Source organism: Paraburkholderia rhizosphaerae (assembly GCF_004366595.1).
GTDB lineage: Bacteria > Pseudomonadota > Gammaproteobacteria > Burkholderiales > Burkholderiaceae > Paraburkholderia > Paraburkholderia rhizosphaerae.
The window spans coordinates 157,440-174,638 of record NZ_SORE01000014.1 but is presented as its reverse complement, the minus strand read 5'-3'; the positions used below and the strand labels follow the sequence as shown (position 1 = coordinate 174,638).

At 63.8% G+C, this 17,199-nt stretch carries 20 protein-coding genes; 11 read left to right on the top strand and 9 right to left on the bottom strand.

Going from position 1 to position 17,199, the window contains the following annotated elements; translation table 11 throughout:
* The coding region (locus BX592_RS19625; RefSeq protein ID WP_208327927.1) for a hypothetical protein at positions 1-329 on the top strand (329 nt) is incomplete at its 5' end.
* The gene (locus tag BX592_RS19620) at positions 326-880 is read left to right on the top strand and encodes a hypothetical protein (protein WP_134193547.1); all 555 of its coding nucleotides are present in this window, start codon (positions 326-328) and stop codon (positions 878-880) included. The genes BX592_RS19625 and BX592_RS19620, both read left to right, overlap by 4 nt.
* Positions 881-951: 71 nt before the next feature.
* Here BX592_RS19620 and BX592_RS19615 read toward each other — a convergent pair whose 3' ends face one another.
* A complete protein-coding gene (locus BX592_RS19615; RefSeq protein ID WP_134193545.1) occupies positions 952-2,112 on the bottom strand; it encodes a metallophosphoesterase in 1,161 nt (386 codons plus the stop codon).
* A 344-nt stretch (positions 2,113-2,456) separates the two neighbouring features.
* On the opposite strand from BX592_RS19615, the gene BX592_RS19610 reads away from it, so the two are divergent.
* The 4 genes from BX592_RS19610 to BX592_RS19595 all read left to right on the top strand — a co-directional run bounded on the left by BX592_RS19610 (position 2,457) and on the right by BX592_RS19595 (position 4,384).
* Complete coding sequence (locus BX592_RS19610; protein ID WP_134193543.1) at positions 2,457-2,771, top strand: hypothetical protein; 315 nt, start codon at positions 2,457-2,459, stop codon at positions 2,769-2,771.
* A gap of 235 nt (positions 2,772-3,006) precedes the next feature.
* Entirely contained in the window at positions 3,007-3,612 is a 606-nt protein-coding gene (locus tag BX592_RS19605) for an alpha-ketoglutarate-dependent dioxygenase AlkB family protein (protein ID WP_134193541.1), read from the top strand.
* Positions 3,613-3,821: 209 nt separating this feature from the next.
* Entirely contained in the window at positions 3,822-4,070 is a 249-nt protein-coding gene (locus BX592_RS19600) for an AbrB/MazE/SpoVT family DNA-binding domain-containing protein (RefSeq protein WP_134193539.1), read from the top strand.
* The gene (locus BX592_RS19595; protein WP_134193537.1) at positions 4,064-4,384 is read left to right on the top strand and encodes a type II toxin-antitoxin system PemK/MazF family toxin; all 321 of its coding nucleotides are present in this window, start codon (positions 4,064-4,066) and stop codon (positions 4,382-4,384) included. The genes BX592_RS19600 and BX592_RS19595 overlap by 7 nt, the downstream gene beginning before the upstream one ends.
* Positions 4,385-4,554: 170 nt before the next feature.
* On the opposite strand, the gene mdcH is transcribed toward BX592_RS19595, so the two are convergent.
* The 8 genes from mdcH to BX592_RS19555 form a co-directional block, all read right to left on the bottom strand.
* Entirely contained in the window at positions 4,555-5,493 is a 939-nt protein-coding gene (gene mdcH, locus BX592_RS19590; RefSeq protein ID WP_134193535.1) for a malonate decarboxylase subunit epsilon, read from the bottom strand.
* The gene (locus tag BX592_RS19585; protein ID WP_134193533.1) at positions 5,490-6,257 is read right to left on the bottom strand and encodes a malonate decarboxylase holo-ACP synthase; all 768 of its coding nucleotides are present in this window, start codon (positions 6,255-6,257) and stop codon (positions 5,490-5,492) included. The genes mdcH and BX592_RS19585 overlap by 4 nt, the downstream gene beginning before the upstream one ends.
* Complete coding sequence (gene mdcE / locus BX592_RS19580; protein ID WP_134193531.1) at positions 6,257-7,075, bottom strand: biotin-independent malonate decarboxylase subunit gamma; 819 nt, start codon at positions 7,073-7,075, stop codon at positions 6,257-6,259. The genes BX592_RS19585 and mdcE overlap by 1 nt, the downstream gene beginning before the upstream one ends.
* A gap of 2 nt (positions 7,076-7,077) precedes the next feature.
* Positions 7,078-7,965: a biotin-independent malonate decarboxylase subunit beta gene (locus tag BX592_RS19575; RefSeq protein ID WP_134193529.1), complete on the bottom strand. Its 888-nt coding sequence runs from the start codon at positions 7,963-7,965 to the stop codon at positions 7,078-7,080.
* Positions 7,962-8,276, bottom strand: coding sequence for a malonate decarboxylase subunit delta (locus BX592_RS19570; protein ID WP_134193527.1), 315 nt, complete (start codon positions 8,274-8,276; stop codon positions 7,962-7,964). Before BX592_RS19570 ends, BX592_RS19575 begins: the two co-directional genes overlap by 4 nt.
* Positions 8,264-9,415, bottom strand: coding sequence for a triphosphoribosyl-dephospho-CoA synthase (locus tag BX592_RS19565; protein WP_377681462.1), 1,152 nt, complete (start codon positions 9,413-9,415; stop codon positions 8,264-8,266). The genes BX592_RS19570 and BX592_RS19565 overlap by 13 nt, the downstream gene beginning before the upstream one ends.
* A gap of 106 nt (positions 9,416-9,521) precedes the next feature.
* Positions 9,522-11,213: a malonate decarboxylase subunit alpha gene (gene mdcA, locus BX592_RS19560; RefSeq protein ID WP_134193525.1), complete on the bottom strand. Its 1,692-nt coding sequence runs from the start codon at positions 11,211-11,213 to the stop codon at positions 9,522-9,524.
* Positions 11,170-12,006 carry a GntR family transcriptional regulator gene (locus BX592_RS19555; protein ID WP_134193524.1) on the bottom strand — a complete coding sequence of 279 codons (837 nt, stop codon included), beginning with the start codon at positions 12,004-12,006 and terminating at the stop codon, positions 11,170-11,172. Before BX592_RS19555 ends, mdcA begins: the two co-directional genes overlap by 44 nt.
* A gap of 181 nt (positions 12,007-12,187) precedes the next feature.
* On the opposite strand from BX592_RS19555, the gene BX592_RS19550 reads away from it, so the two are divergent.
* The 5 genes from BX592_RS19550 to hutC all read left to right on the top strand — a co-directional run bounded on the left by BX592_RS19550 (position 12,188) and on the right by hutC (position 17,184).
* The gene (locus BX592_RS19550) at positions 12,188-13,495 is read left to right on the top strand and encodes an MFS transporter (RefSeq protein WP_134193571.1); all 1,308 of its coding nucleotides are present in this window, start codon (positions 12,188-12,190) and stop codon (positions 13,493-13,495) included.
* A 366-nt stretch (positions 13,496-13,861) separates the two neighbouring features.
* Positions 13,862-14,545: a hypothetical protein gene (locus BX592_RS19545; protein ID WP_134193522.1), complete on the top strand. Its 684-nt coding sequence runs from the start codon at positions 13,862-13,864 to the stop codon at positions 14,543-14,545.
* A gap of 126 nt (positions 14,546-14,671) precedes the next feature.
* Complete coding sequence (locus BX592_RS19540) at positions 14,672-15,511, top strand: arylamine N-acetyltransferase family protein (protein WP_134193520.1); 840 nt, start codon at positions 14,672-14,674, stop codon at positions 15,509-15,511.
* The gene (locus tag BX592_RS19535; protein WP_134193517.1) at positions 15,508-16,185 is read left to right on the top strand and encodes a methyltransferase family protein; all 678 of its coding nucleotides are present in this window, start codon (positions 15,508-15,510) and stop codon (positions 16,183-16,185) included. The genes BX592_RS19540 and BX592_RS19535 overlap by 4 nt, the downstream gene beginning before the upstream one ends.
* 315 nt (positions 16,186-16,500) lie before the next feature.
* The gene (gene hutC, locus BX592_RS19530) at positions 16,501-17,184 is read left to right on the top strand and encodes a histidine utilization repressor (RefSeq protein WP_243849631.1); all 684 of its coding nucleotides are present in this window, start codon (positions 16,501-16,503) and stop codon (positions 17,182-17,184) included.
* The last annotated feature ends 15 nt before the right edge of the window (positions 17,185-17,199 follow it).

Genomic DNA, 17,199 nt, shown 5'->3' with positions numbered 1-17,199 from the left:
ATAGTGCGGATCCCCGTGTGAAAGTAGGTAATCGTCAGGCTCCCCAGCAGCACACCGCAAACCCCGCCACCAGGCGGGGTTTCGGCGTTTACGGCCCGAAAACACTGACCCTCCGTCCGCACGGTAAGAGGCCTCGTCCGTGCCACGGCGGCTCATTGGCTCATTGCGCCGCAGGCCGGAAACTTCTGATTTTCAAATCATTCCGTCTCTATCTGCTGCAAGAATTTGATATTTCCAAATTAATTCGGATTCCAAACATTGACAGGATTCATCTCGAAAAACAAACTGCTGTGCGAGTCGCTGTTGATCAACAACTGAGGATCGCATGAACCAAAAGCTAGCCATCGCTGTCATCACCGGAGCAGTCATCACTCTGGCGCCGTTTAGCCCACAGGCGGCACAGCCTGCCGCATCGGTTGCGTCGACCGCAACCATCGCGGGAGTCAGTGTGCTTCAGGCAGAAGGCATCGTGCAGGCGGTGGATCGCGTCGCGCATACTGTCACCGTGAAGGATTCAGCGAGCGGTCACGCGACGTTCAACGTTAGCCCGGATTCGACGAAACTGTCGGAACTCAAAGTCGGCGACAAGGTGCGCGTACGGATGGTTCGGGATGTGGTGATCACGTTGTCGCCACGTGGTGCGCCAAACACGCATGGCCAACTTGCCGCAGATGTTGATCCGATGACTCAAAACAACGTTGCGGCTGAACTCGTCACCATCGATCAGAAAAACGGTGTGCTTGCGCTGCGTGGCCCGAAAGGCACGATATTCCACATTCAGGCAAACAATACCGCGCAGCTCGCGCCACTATCACCGGGGATGCACGTCGACCTCGCCTACGCGCCAACAGCGACCGTGTCAGTATCCGCAGCGCAGTAGTAGTTCGAACGCGGCGATCGAATCAGGTTCGAACGTGCTAACGGGCCGTCGCGACCTGGTAGGCAGCCCTTTCAAACGCCTGCGCTTATCAGCCTCAGCCGCGTAATTTCAGAAGGGGCGCCGAGCCGTTTCGGTGGCCCCCAATACCCGGTGCCGCGGCTTGTATAGACCCAGAGGCCGTTCAGCCTCGCAAGCCCGGCGGTAAACGGTTGCTGCAAGCGGACAAAGAAGTTCCAAGGGAAGAACTGTCCTCCGTGAGTATGGCCGGACAACTGCAGCGTGAATCCGGCGTCTGCCGCTGCTTCCGCCGTCCGCGGCTGGTGCGCTAGCAGCACCTTGATCAGAACATCGCCGGGCGCGCCCCTTAGCGCAGCCGCCGGGTCGCTGTTGTGGGCAGGATTGTAGTTCCCGGCGGTATAGTCGGTCACACCGGCAATGACTGCTTGTGCACCGTCGTGCTCGACAATCACGTGTTCGTTGAGCAGCACGCGCAACCCGAGTCGTTCGAATTCCGCGATCCACGCGTCAGCGCCCGAATAGTATTCGTGATTGCCGGTGACGAGATACGCGCCATGCCGCGCACTGAGTTTCGACAAGGGCTGCGTATGCGCGGACAGTTGCGCGACCGAACCGTCGACCACATCGCCGGTCACCGCGATCAGATCCGGCTTGAGCCTGTTCACCGCTTCGACGATTGCATCGACATAGTTGCGCTTGATGGTCGGTCCGACGTGGATGTCGCTGATCTGCACGATCGTGAAACCTTCGAGCGCACGCGGCAAATCGTCAATCGGCACTTCGATGGTGACGACCCGCGCGCGGCGCCGCGCGTTAATAAAACCGATGCCCGTGGAAATCACCGCAAGAATCGGGACTGCGGCCGCGCTATTGGGCCGCCATTGTGCAATCGACACTGTGTGAGGCCACAGCGCATCAATCGTCAACAGCGAGGCGAGCATAACGTCGCGCGCAAACGTCAGCACCAGCAGCGATGAAAAGAAGCCCATCGCCATCAGGCCGATCCACGCAAACCGGTCACCGACCGATTGCTGCTTGAAGCGACGCGCCATCATGCCGGGCGGAATCAGCAGACACGACAACACGAGCCACAGCACACACAGCGACCGCCCAGTCGACCCGATCGGCAGATCGGGAATGATCCGGAAGCCTACGTAGAGGTGAAATAAAACCCCGATCGAGACAAGGCGAACGAAGAAAGAAGATAGGCGCATATGAGAAGTAGCGGAGACGCGGCGAAGCCGGAAACGACGGGCATGGCGATGTGCATCGAGTATGCACGGTCGTCGGCCAATCATTCTACCGGCAGATTTCACGAAGCGTCGAACAGGGCCGGTGCGGCGCCGCTTCTCACACGTGGCGGTATTCGAAGGCGTTGTGCATACTGGTTGAAGCGTGGGAAGACACGGCAAGTCTCCTATTAAACGACTATTGAACGGTCCGATTATCCGAACTATTCTGGAAGTGGACCGGATGTCGCAGCGTACGGATCCCGCAGACGGTCGCACGCCTAAGACGGTCCATCTATCGTCGACCTCGACGACGATGGGAGCCGATGATGAAAACGATCAAGTTGTCGCACCGCACACACCATATCGGGCGCGAGGGTAGTCGCGTGATGCTCCCGCTCGTGATGTTGTCGCTGATTGCGGTCGGCGTTTATTGGGGCGTCCGGAGCATCGAGTTCTCGCAACTTGGCAAAACCGCGCTGTTTTACGTGGTGATGGTTTTCGTCGCGCTCGGCGTTGCGGGACTGTGCGGGGTGGTTGCTGCCTGGCTTCGATCGAATGGCGACGACGCGCAGGAAGGCTTCTGTTTTGTCGGCGCCGTGCTTGGCGCGATTGTCTTCTATGTCGCGCTGCTAACGGCGTGACGCTCGTGTCATCGTGAAGCCGAGCAGTTTTCCTTGAATACCGCGCAGCGTATTTTGTCTCGTTATGCAGCCCCCGTGACTGCAAAGCGCATTCGATCCCGCCAGGCACGGACGATGACCGTCTGAACTATCCATGCACCGTGTCCCGGCAGCATCCGGCGCTTTGACCCGCGCGCGGGTTCATACTGGATACTGTCGCCATGGTTGTCAGTGCTGCGTCTGCAGCTTTCCTGTCATGCACGATTTGTTCGACGATTTGCCCACGCCGGATGTCGCGTGGTTTCCCGATTGGCTGTCGCGAGCAAGCGCGGCATCGATGCTGACTCGCGTTATCGATGAAGTGACGTGGCGGCAGGACACGATGGGTACGCCGGCGGGCCGTGTGCCGCTGCCGCGTCTCACCGCGTGGCAGGGCGAGCCCGACGCCGTCTACGTCTATTCAGGTATCCGCAACGTGCCTGACCAATGGACTTCGGCGGTTGCCGAGCTCAAGGCCGCGGCGGAAGCGACCAGCGGTGCGCGTTTCAATAGCGTGCTGCTGAATCGCTATCGAAGCGGCGCGGACAGTATGGGCTGGCATGCCGACCGCGAACCCGAACTGGGCGATGAACCCGTGATTGCATCGGTGAGCCTTGGCGCAACGCGCACGTTCGATATGCGCCACAACCGTACCGGTGCGGTGCAGTCGTTCGCACTAAGCAGCGGCAGTCTACTCGTGATGCGCGGCAACACTCAGGCGGAGTGGCGGCATCGCGTGCCTAAGGAGCCGCGTGTCGACGGCGAACGGATCAACCTGACGTTCAGGTACGTTTTTCGACGAGCAACATCGATTCCCCGATAACCGATACCGCAAATAAAAATTATAAAATTTATGCGCATAAACACGCCGGACCTCGTCGGCCAGGTTCGGGGACGGGTAGCCTGGTTCTCTAGATGATTTATGCGACGCAATGAGATTCGCCCTATCCCATTCGGCCATGCTATGCTGTAATAACTTTGTGTTTACTTTTTCCTTCGACGCCCTTAGCATTTTCAACCTGAGATCACGCCATGAAGACCACTATCCGCAAGATGGGCAACTCGCACGGCGTGCTGATTCCGAAACCGATTTTGGCCCAGCTGGGACTGGAGGACGAAGTGGATATGCAAATCGAAGGGAACACTCTGGTGCTGCGCCGTCCGCAGAAAAAGGCACGTGAGGGCTGGGCGGAAGCAAGCCGGTCCATTGCGGCAGCGGGCGACGATCGTCTCGTGATGGGCGAGTTTCCGAACGTGGATGACGCGGGGTTCGTATGGTAGAGCGCGGCGAGGTCTGGCTAGTTGCGCTGGATCCGACCGTTGGCAGCGAGATTCAGAAAACTCGGCCGTGCGTGGTCGTGTCTCCCCCTGAGTTGAATGAATATCTGAACACAGTCATCGTCGCACCGATGACCACCGGCGGCCGTGCCGCGCCATTCCGCGTCGGGCTGACGTTCGCACGCAAACGCGGGCTGATTCTGCTCGATCAGATTCGCACGGTCGATAAGGAGCGTTTGGTCAAACGGGTGGGGTCTATTTCGGGGCAGGCGCTCGCGTCGGCGTTGTCGACGCTGCAGGAAATCTTCGTCGATTAGCGCCCTGTGATGCGCGTCAAGCGTGAGAAGCGCCGCGGCATCTCACCGAAGTGCGACCAGGGCGTGTCTAGTGTCGTGTGCGCCGGTGTGTCTAACGTGCACCCATGACCTGTCAAAAGTGCGCCCACTGCAGCATCCGAGTCCACCGAAAGTCGGCCTACACCGCGCGGTCAACCACCCGCATCGATGCGACGCCTGACGGTCGCAACCAATCGGTCGAAGGCCAACGCGCTAGCCGGAAGCGCAACTGTGTCAGGAAAGTGCTCGTGTGCGATGTCGGTCAATATCTGGCCGGGCGGGGCCTCCAGCAAAACCCGCGCGCCCATTTCGACCATCACCGACAATGCATCGAACCACCGGACGGTGTGACGCATATTGGTCACCAGGTCGTCACGAATCGCATCGGCGCTATGGAGCGGCCGGCCGCCGCGGTTGCCAACGTAGACGCTCTGCGGTGCGTAAAACGGAATATCGCGCGCATAGACCCCGAGCTCATCGGTTGCCGAAGCGAGTAGTTCGCAATGCGAAGGCACGCTGACCGCCAACCGGATTGCCTTGCGTGCGCCAGCGGCAAGCGCAGTCTGGATAAACGCATCAAGCGCATCGGTCGCGCCCGCCACGACGATCTGCCGCGGCGCATTGACATTACCGACGAACACCCGTCGGCGACCGTCGGGCGCGCTCTGTGCAGCGAGTGTTTCGACCTGGTGCTCGGTCAGTCCGGCGATGGCGGCGAGTCCATAGCCGGAAGGGTACGCGGCTTCCATCAGTTCGGCCCGCTTGCGCACCAGGCGGACTGCGTCGGCGAACCCTAGCGCACCGCAACTGACGGCGGCCGGGTAGGCTCCGACCGAAAGCCCGGCGCTGACCTGAGGCGTCAGCTGTTCCGCGGCCAGCGCACGTGTGAGCGCGACTCCCGCGACGACCATACCGATCTGCACAGCGACCGTCGATTCCAGTGCGGCATGCGTGTCGAGCGTCAACACATCGAAGCCGAGCACGTCGGAAGCTTCGCCAAGTGTCGCTGCAGTCGCCGGATGGTCGGGAAGGCGATGCAGGAATCCATCGGTTTGCGCACCCTGGCCGGGGAAAAGAAGGGCGAGCGTCATCGTGCTCCAGCCACGGCGGCATCGGGGCGCGCCGTAGCGCTGTGCGCACCGCCTTTTGTATTTTCATTCGCCGCGGCCCACGGATCGGCGACGAGCGAAGGGCCAGCGTCCGCGCGCGCCATCACGTGCGGCTTACCGGCGGCAAGTTCGGCCAATGCGACACCGCCGGCGGGTGTTTCCAGTTGCGCATCCACGCGAACTCCCGCGCGCTGCGCATACGCCAACAGTTCGGCGAGCAAGCGTGCCGCCGCCGTGTGATTCAGCCTGTCAGGCGTGCGGATCAGCAGATCCAGATCGCTCGATCCGGTAGCCGTGGGCGTGCCCGTCGCCAGTTCGAAGCCGACGCTCCCCGCCGGTCCCCAGACGAATTGGGCAATGCACCCAGACGCTCGACGCAGCGCGGCCAGTGCGGCGAACACTGGAAGTTGCTCCCGTCCGGGCAAGGGTTCGCGCGCCACGAGCGCTTCCGGCGCCACCGAGAACTCGATGCCCGCGTCTTCTACCCACGTGCCGTAACGCTGCGCCCTGTTGGAACCGCGCATGCCCACCGCGACAAACCCGCTAGCGGCCTGCGCGCGCCGCACGACCGCGAACGGCGCGGACAGAAACGCATCGCGGACCCACACGGGTTCGCCGTCGAGCACCGTTAAGCGACGCAGCCGCACCACATCATGCGCCCGCCAGCACGCATCACGCTCATGCTGCCCGCCGCCCGCGTCCAAGGCGGCCGACAACTCAAACGGCGGTAGTGCGCATATTCGCATCACGCGGCATCCCACTGCTGCGCGAGCCGCCGGCGCACATCGATCGACGCGGCGCGGGTCTTATGCGCGGCCTCCGACTCGAGCCGGTGCGACAGCCCACGCGACTTGTCCGCGCGCGCGTCGCGTGCCGCGTCGGCGAGCAAGCCACGCACGCGATCGACGTCCGTGCTGCGCGGCGCATCGGCATCGATGCCGTCGATCAGCGAATCGAGCAGGCCGAGCTTCGCGAACGACGCCATCGAGTACGACATCGGCACGATCGTTTCGCCGAGCGCGTCGAGCTCTTCGACGGTGCGGCGCGTCACACGCGCGGCGGCGTCCTTGCCCATCGCATGGACCAGCGTGCCGGGCGCATCGAGCGCGAGAATCCGGTTCGCCTGGTAACCATGGGCGAGAAACGCGCCCGACATCGCCGGCCCGACGATCAGCGCGACGACCGGATGCCCGGCGTCGCGCGCCGCCGCGTACGCATCGACGGCAGCCGCGCACGCGAGATGGACGCCCAGCATCTCTTCGCGATAGCCATACGCCTGGCTTTTCACATCGACGATCGCGATGATCGGGCGCTTGTTCGCGGCAGCGTGATCCTGAGTCATCGCATCGCGCACCGCGCGCGCAAGCAGCCATCCCTGTTCGAGGCCAACCACATTGTCGGTGGCGCGCGGAAAGCGGCCGTCGGGGTCGGGCACGACCGCGATAAAGCGCGCAGTTTCATTGCCCAGCGCTGCATCGGCGCTCCAGACCGGCGCTTTCGTAGCCGGCTCGCCGGCGAATGCGCGAAACCATTGCGCACCGCGTGTCAGTTGAGTCTGCGCCACAGTCACTCCTTGCGCGCCGAACTCGGCGCATTGGCTGGCGCGTCGGCATGAAACACCGCGCGCATCGTTTCGGGGGTGATGCTTTGCGGGTCGATCGCGGCGAGCCGCTCGAGATAGGTATCGACCTGCTCGCTGCGGTGCGCGGCGGGCAGCCCGCGCGCAAACGCCTGTACGACAGCCGCGCGCACCGCCTGCAAGTCGTCTTCGACGAGGTGGTCCGCGAGTCCGGTCGCCGCGCGTTGCTCACCGCCGATCAGTTGCCAGATGCGGCGGCGGTCGCTCGAGTCGAGTTCTTCGATGCCGGCCTCCTGTTCGATCACTTCAGGTCCGTTCATGCCGAGCCGCCCCTGCTTCGTGATGATCAGATGCGTGCACAGCGACGCGGTCAGCGACATCCCGCCGAAGCAGCCGACCATACCGGTAATCACGCCGACCACCGGCACGTGCCGGCGCAGCGCGACGATGGCCGCCTGCATCTCGGCGATCACCGCGAGCCCGAGGTTCGCTTCCTGCAGCCGCACGCCGCCGGTTTCGAACAGCACGACCGGGCGCACCGGACGGCCGTTCTCGCAATCGCGCAACGCGAGCTCGAGTGCGGCCGCGATCTTGCTGCCCGACACCTCGCCGATGCTGCCACCTTGAAACGCCGGCTCAATCGCGGCGATCACCGCGGGCTCGCCGTCGATCGTGCCGCGTGCAATGACGACGCCGTCGTCCGCCTGGCAGACGATGCCTTGCAGCGGCAGCCACGGTGACTCGATCCGGTCGAACGGGCCGAGCAGCTCGCGAAACGTGCCGGGGTCGAGTAGCGTGCGCGCGCGTTCGCGCGCGGGCAATTCGATAAAGCTGTCCGCGAGAACGGGCGCAGCTTGAACGGCGACTGTGCTCATGCGCGATCTCCCGGTGTACGGATGTCGATTGCCTCGATGGCTTCGGCGAGCCGCAACGCAACGACACCCGGTGTCGCGCCGAAATCGTTGATCTCGATATGCGCGGCGCCGTCGTAGCGCTGGAAGAAGCGGTCGAGCACGCTTTTCCAGATATGGCTATAGCCGTCGACGCTGGTGCGCACATCGACCGTCGCCGTCATCGATGCCGCCGGCGACAGCAGCACCTCGAGGTCGCCGGAGCCGACCACGCCGACATGCGCGCGATTCGTGAAGGCGCGTTGCGCCGGATACTCGAACGTCAGGTGTTCCATGATGCGGTACTCCCGGTGAAGTCTTGACGTGACAGTTTGTCGAGAAAGAGTGTCGCGGCGAGCAGATCGGCCGCGCCACCCGGAGACGCATTCAGCGCGACGAGCGCGCGATCGAGCGCCGACAGCGCGGCGCGCCCGGCAGCGGTCGAGCTACCGCCTGCCGCGAGCACACGGCGCGCGCCTCGCTGGCCGGCCTGCAATCCGGGGAGGCCGGCGCGATGCAGCAGGCACGTGTCGTCGAGTGACGCCATGATTGCAAGCAGCGCGTCGACGCGCGCCGCGTTTTCGCCGATGCCGCGTTCGCGCGCGTGCGCGAGCGCCGGCAGCCCGATGTCGAGCGCATGAGGGAAGCCGTCTTGCGCTTCGCGCCGCGCGCCGCCGACCTGATAACGCTGACGCGCGCGCTCGCCGTGGCTATCAACGGGCGCGGCGAAGCGATCGGGAAAGCACGCGATCTGCGCGCCGAGCGAACAGACCGTCGCGGCGTCGGCGTAGGCTCGATGCCGGGTCCGGGCAGCGGAGTCGGCGTGCTCAACCGGAGGCGCCGAATCGATGAAGGCAGAAGGAAGCGAAGCGACAGCGCAAGCGGAGGCGGTAGCGAGGGAACCCGACGCGCCCGACGAAGCCGACGCGCCAAACGAAGCCGCACCTAACGAAGCCGACGCACCCGAGGTCCCAGCCGTCCCGCGCGCCACACCGCTGATCGCCGCTCCGGCAATCATCAATCCGACGATCCAGATCGCGCCGCGATGCGCATTGCTACCACCGGTCGCGCGCATCATCGCCTGTTCTCCCTCTCGGCCGATCTCCGCGAGTTCGGCGCGCAATGCGGCGGAGGGCGTGCGTTGCCGCGCCGCGCGCGCGAGCGCTTCAAAGGTCGATTCGAGCGCGCGCGCGGAGCGCCGCATGGTCGGCAGATCGAGGTCGCGATGGGCGCCGCTGCCGCGCCCATCGACGAGCGCGGGCTTGGGCGTCAGTTCCGCTTCGTCGATCAACGCATCGACGGCGAACCGTGCCAGTTGCGCGTCCGACAGCGGCTGCGGGGCTGCCCGTTCGACGCGGCAAGCGCCAGGCAGGCTAGCCGTTGCATCGAGGCCCCGACGCGTGGACGCCATCGCCCAAACGGTAACGGACGTCACCTGTCGTTCATCATCGATGTCGACGCATTGCGCCGTCGCGCCGTCATCGGCCGCAGTGTGACGGCGTTTCGCGCACTGACTGGAAACCGCTGCGCTAACCATCGCATCACCAGCTTCTGAAGCGTGCCGGCGGCGCGTACAAGCCGCCCGACCACGTGACCAGATCGTCGATGCTGCGCGCGGCGAGTAGCGAGCGCTTCGCATCGCCGCGGCGGATGCCGAGATCTTCCGGATACGAAACGATCCCACGTCGGCGCAATTCGGCCGTTTTCTCGGGTTTCGCGCGCAGGCCGATCGGCGTGACGCCGGCGACCGCGGCGAGCGCCGCGCGCCGTTCGTCGATCCCTTCAGCCTTATGCAGATACGCAATCCCTTCTTCGGTGACCACGTGACTGACGTCGTCGCCGTAGATCATCACCGGGGCGACCGGCATGCCGCTCTTCTTGCCGACCGCAATCGCGTCGAGTTCTTCGACGAAGGTCGGCTCGCCGCCTTTTTTATAGGTCTCAGCTGTTTGCACGACGAGCTTCTGGCCGCGTGCAACAGGACCATCGCCTTTGAGCAGCTTCAACCACGCTTCACTCGCATGGCGCCGGCCACGCGGATCGTGACCCATGTTCGGCGCGCCGCCGAAGCCGGCGAGGCGCCCATGCGTGACAGTCGACGAATTCGCGTCGGCATCGAGCTGCAGTGTCGAGCCGATAAACAGGTCGACGCCATACTGGCCGGCGAGCTGGCATAGCACGCGGTTCGAGCGCAGCGTGCCGTCGCTACCGGTGAAGAACACATCGGGCCGCGCTTCGATGTACTTTTCCATGCCGACTTCGCTGCCGAAGCAGTGCACGCTATCGACCCAGCCGGATTCGATCGCCGGAATCAGCGTCGGGTGCGGGTTGAGCGTCCAGTTGCGGCAAACCTTGCCGCGCAACCCAAGCGACTCGCCATACGTCGGCAGCAGCAGCTCGATTGCGGCGGTGTCGAAACCGATGCCGTGGTTCAGCGACGTCACGCCGTACTGCTCGTAGATGCCACGAATCACCATCATCGCGGTCAGCACTTGCAGATCGCCGATATGGCGCGGGTCGCGCGTGAAAAGCGGCTCCACCGCGAACGGCTGGTCCGCTTCGACGACGACGTCCACCCACGAAGCAGGAATGTCGACGCGCGGCAGCTGGTCGACAATTTCATTGACCTGCACGATCACGATGCCATGCCGGAACGCGGCGGCTTCGGCGATGGTCGGTGTGTCTTCGGTATTCGCGCCGGTGTACAGATTGCCGTGCCGATCCGCCTGCGCGGCGCACAGCAGCGCGACCTGCGGCGTCAGATCGACGAACATCCGCGCATACAGCTCGACATAAGTATGGATCGAGCCGACTTCCAGCTGGCCGTCTTCAAGCAACTGCGCGACGCGCAAGCTCTGCGGCCCCGCGTACGCGAAATCGACCTTGTGCGCGATGCCCTTTTCGAAAAGCGTCAGATGCTCGGGCCGGCTGATGCTGGAGATCAGCAGATGCACGTCGTGCACGTCGGCGGGATCGACCTTCGCGAACGAGCGCGACAGGAAATCCGCCTGTTTCTGGTTGTCGCCTTCGAGCGCGACGCGGTCGCCAGGACGGATCAGCGCCTGCAACGCGTCGACGATGCGCGACGCGGGCAATACGCCATCCTTGAACCATGGAGTGACCCGCGCGAGCCGGCGGGCTTTTTCGTCACGACGGGTGGTCCATGAACGGGCGGGCGCCGCGTTCGCACTAGCCGTCGGTGTCAGACGATTGGGTTCGAGGCGCTGGTTCATCGTCGGGGGTACTCCCGGGGAGTCGGGTTGAAGGGCGCGCGCGTTTCGCGCGCGGCTTGCGGGACGAGACCGGTTCGGCCACCGTTTGCGCGTGTTCAGTCAGAAAACGATAAATCAATTCCCCGGTTCCTATCAGGTGAGCCGCGACAAGCGCTTGGGCAGCGGCTACGTCACGACGCAGCACCGCATCGAGCAGCACTTCGTGCTCGTGATCCGATTCGCCTTTGTACTCGGGGAAGCCGAATTTGAGCCGTAGATATCGTTCGCCGCGGCGATGCAGGTTCGCGATCATCTCGCAAAGCTGCGGCCGCGCCGCCGGCGCATAAAGGTTCATATGAAAGGCTTCGTTGCGCGCGACATAAAGCGATGGATCGGGTTCTCCCGCCGCGGCTTTGCACAGCCTCGCCACTTCGCGCAGCGACGCCGCGGTGTGCCGCGGAATCGCAAGACCAAGCGCGAGGCTTTCGAGCGCCGAGCGGATTTCATATATTTCGCGCGCTTCGTCAGCCGATAGCGGCGCGACGGTCGCGCCCTTATGCACTTCGACCTTTGCCCAGCCTTCGCTTTCCAGTTGTCGCAACGCCTCGCGGACTGGAATCGCGCTCACCGAAAAGTGACGCGCAATCGCGTCCTGCCGCAGCGGCGTGCCGGGTGCGAGCGTCCCGTCGACGATCGCCGCACGCAGCGCGTCGGCGACCATCCGCGACGCACTCGACCGAGGCGTGCTGACGGCAGGCAGGAACGGCGCAGCGGGTGCGTCGTCCAGGGGAAAACCATCGGTTGTGCTGTGCATGATGGAATATATTATATATAAAAATTCGCGTTTTCTAGCCGGAAAAACCCGCAAACGCCTTGTCCCATAAGGCCAGCGTGCGTTTCCTAAATCCTGGCGAAGAAGACCAAAGGGGCTTAGCGCGCGTGCTGCATCATTTCAGCTTGCGCTTTACAACCGCAGTACTGGAGGAGCATGCATGATGGATTCAATAACCGACGCCACCCGAGCGCGCGTCGCGCGTCCGGCTAAAACACCGCTCAACCGTTCGCAGATCGCGGGCTTCTGGGGCGCGTGGGCCGGCTGGACGCTCGACGGGATGGACTCGTTCATCTACGCACTGGTTTTGACGCCGGCGCTAACCGAATTGTTGCCTCGTTCGGGCTATGAGGCGACCCCTGCAAACGTGGGTCTCGCGGGCTCGATCCTGTTTGCGCTGTTTCTGGTCGGCTGGGGTCTGTCGTTTATCTGGGGGCCGCTCGCGGACCGCTTCGGCCGCACGAAGGTGCTAGCCGCGACGATCTTCACGTTCGCGATCTTTACCGGACTGTCGGCGACCGCGCACAACGTGTGGGAACTGGCGATCTATCGCTTTATCGCAGGCGTCGGCATCGGCGGCGAATGGGCGCTGGCGGGCACCTACGTCGCCGAGGCGTGGCCGGAGGACCGCCGCAAGATGGGCGCCGGTTATCTGCAAACCGGTTACTACGCAGGCTTCTTCCTCGCCGCTGCGCTCAACTTTACGATCGGCGTGCATTTCGGCTGGCGCGCGATGTTCCTGACCGGTGCGGTGCCGGTCGTGATCGCGATCCTGATCCTCACGCGCGTGAAGGAATCCGACAAGTGGCAGAAAGCCGACGCGAAGGCGGTGCGCACGAAGCCGATGCGCGAAATTTTCGGGCCGACGTACCGGCGCCGCACGTGGGTGGCCTGCGCGTTGCTCACGATTGCGATTATCGGTTTGTGGGCGGGCGCGGTGTACGAACCGTCGGCGGTGATACAGCTCGCGACGCACGCCGGCATGGGCAAGGCGGACGCGACGAAGATGGCCTCGCTGGCGACCGGACTGCTGTCGATCGGTACGATTCTCGGCTGTCTCGCACTGCCGCCGATGGCGGAGCGCATCGGCCGCAAGATGACGCTCGCTGTTTATTTCGCCGGCATGGCGGTCACGATCGCGTTGAGCTTCGGCTGGGCGTTCTACCTGCCGAACGGGCTCGCGCCGTTCATCGCGATTCTGTTCGTGCTCGGCTTCTTCGGCGGCAACTTCGCGCTGTTCAGCCTGTGGTTGCCTGAGCAGTTCGAGACACGTGTGCGGGCCACTGCGTTCGCGTTCTGCACGTCGTTCGGCCGCTTTGTCGGGGCCGGCGTGAACTTCCTGCTCGGTGCCGCAGTGCTCAACATGCATACGCTGGGTATTCCTGTCGCATTGACCGCTGTTGCATTCGTGGTCGGTCTTTTCATCATTCCGTTTGCACCGGAGACGAAAGGCGAAGTGCTGCCGCAGTAAATGGGGCACGCAGTAACGAAGCAATCACAGGTAGTTGCGCTTGCGCCGCTTCATGCGGCGTGACGAAAAGCAGTAGGCCAGCATCTTGCTGCGAACGCGTGTGGCAACCCGCGGCACGCGTTCGTACGCAGCACCAACCGATTCCCGATTCGCGATTCCCGTTCCAAACCCGCGCCAAGCCGCGTTATGCATTCCCACAACGCATGCGCACATCGTCAGCAAGGCGTTTCCGATCGCGGCTTCTTCGCGCAGAATGAATCGTGCGCGTTTCGCGTCAGCGCCTCTTCGAACGCGCATTGCAGCTTGTTGTCGACGCGCACGCTTCAATCACTGTGCGCAGCAACCCGATCGATCAGGAGGACCAGCATGAATCGACGCATCATTCTTTCCGCTGTGCTTTTCGCCGGCGCAACCGCGCTGGCAAGCCATCCATCGTTTGCGCAACTCAACCTCAAGCAGTTTGGTATCGGCGGCGGCAATTCATCCGGCGATGCGGCAACCGGCGGCGCGTCCGCGAGCGGCGTCTCGCAGTTGCTGCAGAACTACGTCGGCGCGAACCAGCAGGTGTTGGCGGGCCAATCGAGCCTTGCGTCGGCGATGGGTCTGTCGAGTGCCGCGGGCGAGGCGCAACAGGCTGCTGGACTGCTGGGCGGCGGCACGCCGTCGGTCAGCCAGTTGACGCAGGTCGGCAACACGCAGCAGTCGCTTTCGCAGACGCTCACGCAGGCATTCGCGAGCCGCAGCGGCTCGGCATCGTCGGGACCGCTCGACAAGGCGGCTTTCTCGAGCGGCCTCGAATCGCTCGGCAAAGGTGTGAGTCAGTATTCGAGCCTGCAATCGAGCCTGGGCAGCGTCGGCCAGATGAATCCGTCGTCGCTATTGCAGTCCGGCCTCAACCCGCAGACCGCGCAGGCCGCGTCGTATATCGCGCAGTCCGCGCCCGGGCAGTTGCAGTCGCTCGCGTCGACGCTGTCGCAAGCGGTGCAGTTCGCGTCGAGCCACGGCATTAGCGTGCCATCGATCGCAACGTCGGCGCTCAAGGGCCTCTGACGTCGCAGCGTGGCGCGGCGAGCAGTTCGGGCGCGTGCGTAGCGCGACGATGCCTAACGTGCGTGATATGCCGCTTGCCGAGCGCCGCACGGTCGTGGCATCGTCATGCACCGCAAGGAGGGTTCGATGTCCAGCTCATTCGATCTCGACCGCTATTGCGCGCGCATCGGCTATCACGGTCCGCGCACGGCGACGCTCGAGGTATTGCGCGACCTGCAACGTCTGCACCCGCTCTCGATTCCATTTGAAAACCTGAATCCGTTGACCGGGCGCCGCGTGTCGCTGGCGCTGCCGGAACTCGCCGACAAACTGATCGATTGCCGCCGCGGCGGCTACTGCTTCGAGCTGAACATCCTGCTGAGCCACGCGCTGATGCGATTCGGCTTCACGGTGACGCCGCTGCTCGCGCGCGTGTTATGGCGCCGCGATCCGAATACGGTGACCGCGCGCTCGCATACGGTGCTGCGTATCGATGTCGACGGCGAGTCCTGGATTGCCGACGCCGGTTTTGGCGCGATCACGCTGACCGCGCCGCTGCGGCTGATCGCCGGTACCGTACAGCCAACCACGCTCGAGCCGTTTCGCATCGCCGACGCTGCAAACCAGGCATTCGATGTCGAAGTGAAGGCGGGCGATACCTGGACGAAGCTGTACCGTTTCGAGCAGCAGCGCGCCGAATGGATCGACTATGAAGTGGCGAACTGGTACACGTCGACTCATCCGGAATCGTTCTTTACGGGCAACCTGGTCGTGTGCCGGGTCGTGCGCGACGGCCGGCTCACGCTATTCAACGACAGACTGACCGAGCGGTCGAAAGACGGCCACGCGACCGAGCGGCGCATCGGCAGCGCCCGCGAGCTCGATGCGTGCCTGCGCGATGCATTCGGAATCGACGTCGGCGATATCGATGTCGAAGCCGTGTTCAGGCGCGTCGAAGGACGCGCACCGACAGGGCTCACAGAATGATCGCGCGGCTCGTTATTCAAACGATCGTCTGGCTCGCGATCATGGGCGGCCTTCTGTTTGCCGCGGCCGGCACCCTCGCATGGCCGGCGGCCTGGCTGTTTCTACTGGAAGTCGGCGTGCTGGGTATCGGCGCCGGCGTATGGCTTGCGCGCCGCGATCCGGCGTTGCTGGCCGAGCGTCTGAGTCTGTTCGTGCAGCCCGCGCAAACCCGCTGGGACAAGATTTTCATGGCCAGCGCGGGTGTGAGCTGGCTCGCGTGGCTCGTGCTGATGGGCATCGACGGCGCACGCCTGCATCGCGACGCGATGCCGCTCTGGCTAAACGCAGGCGGTGCGCTTGCGATTGTTATCTGCATCGTCGCGACGTGCGCGGTGTTCCGTGCAAACAGCTATGCGGCACCGGTGATCAAGATCCAGGCCGAACGCGGCCACACAGTCAGCGATACCGGGCCGTACGCGTATGTGCGCCATCCGATGTACTCTGCGGCGATTCTGTTCCTGGTGGGTTTGCCGTTGATGCTCGGCTCGTGGTGGGGGCTCGCCTGCGTGCCGTTGCTGATCGCCGGACTCGGCTATCGGGCGGTGCTCGAGGAACGCACGCTGATGACGGGCCTCGATGGCTATGCGAACTATGCAGCGCGAGTCCGCTACCGGTTCGTGCCGCACGTCTGGTAACGCGCTCGCCGGCATGCGATGCGGCATCGGGTCGTGGATGTATCGCGCAGGCGTGGTATCGCGCCGCATGAAAATTGACACCGCCCGATTTCGTGGATAATGCCTCCCCAAATGCGCGATCAGAACTCGCTGCCGACCGGCGGCGCGTACCGATCGACCGTCGCGGCCGCGCTGTCGGCCGTCCGGCTTACCCGCCGGATTGACGACTTGCAGACGCATATCACCCACGAGGTCGACGACGCAATGAATACGAACGGTCAGGCTGAAGCAGTCTGCGCGCGCGCGGCGCATGAGAACCCGCTGCTCGCGAAGGCGATGCCGGCATACGAACAGATCAAGCGCTACGTGGTGGCGCGTATTGCCGAAGGTGCATGGAAGCCCGGCGCGCCGATTCCTTCCGAGACGCAACTGGTAAAGGAATTCGGCGTCGCGCGAATGACGGTGTCACGCGCATTGCGCGAACTGACTCACGAATGTGTGCTGACGCGAGTGCAGGGCGCCGGCACTTACGTCGCGCCACAACGGTACGAATCGACGGTGCTGGAAGTCCGCAATATCGCCGATGAAATCGCGGCGCGCGGCCATTGCCACTCGGCCCAGGTGCTGATGCTCGAGGAAAGCCTCGCTGCATCCGCGCTCGACGCGCTTGGACTGACCGCGGGCCCCGTGTTCCACTCGCGCATCGTGCATTGCGAAGACGGCGAGCCGATCCAGTACGAAGACCGGTTTGTGAACCCGGACGTGTTCCCGGGGTATCTGGAGCAGGACTTCACGCTTGAAACGCCGAACCATTACATGGTGCGCGTCGCACCGATCCAGCGCGCCGAGTTTCAGATTCACGCGCAAAAACCCGATCCGCACGTACGCCGCCATCTGCGGATGGAGATGGGCGAGCCATGCCTGATGGTATGGCGCCGCACGTGGGTCGGCGCCGTGGTCGCGACATCGGTGCAGCTTTGGCATCCGGCGTCGCGGTTTCATCTTGCAGGCGTGCTTTGATTCCGCGCGTGCATG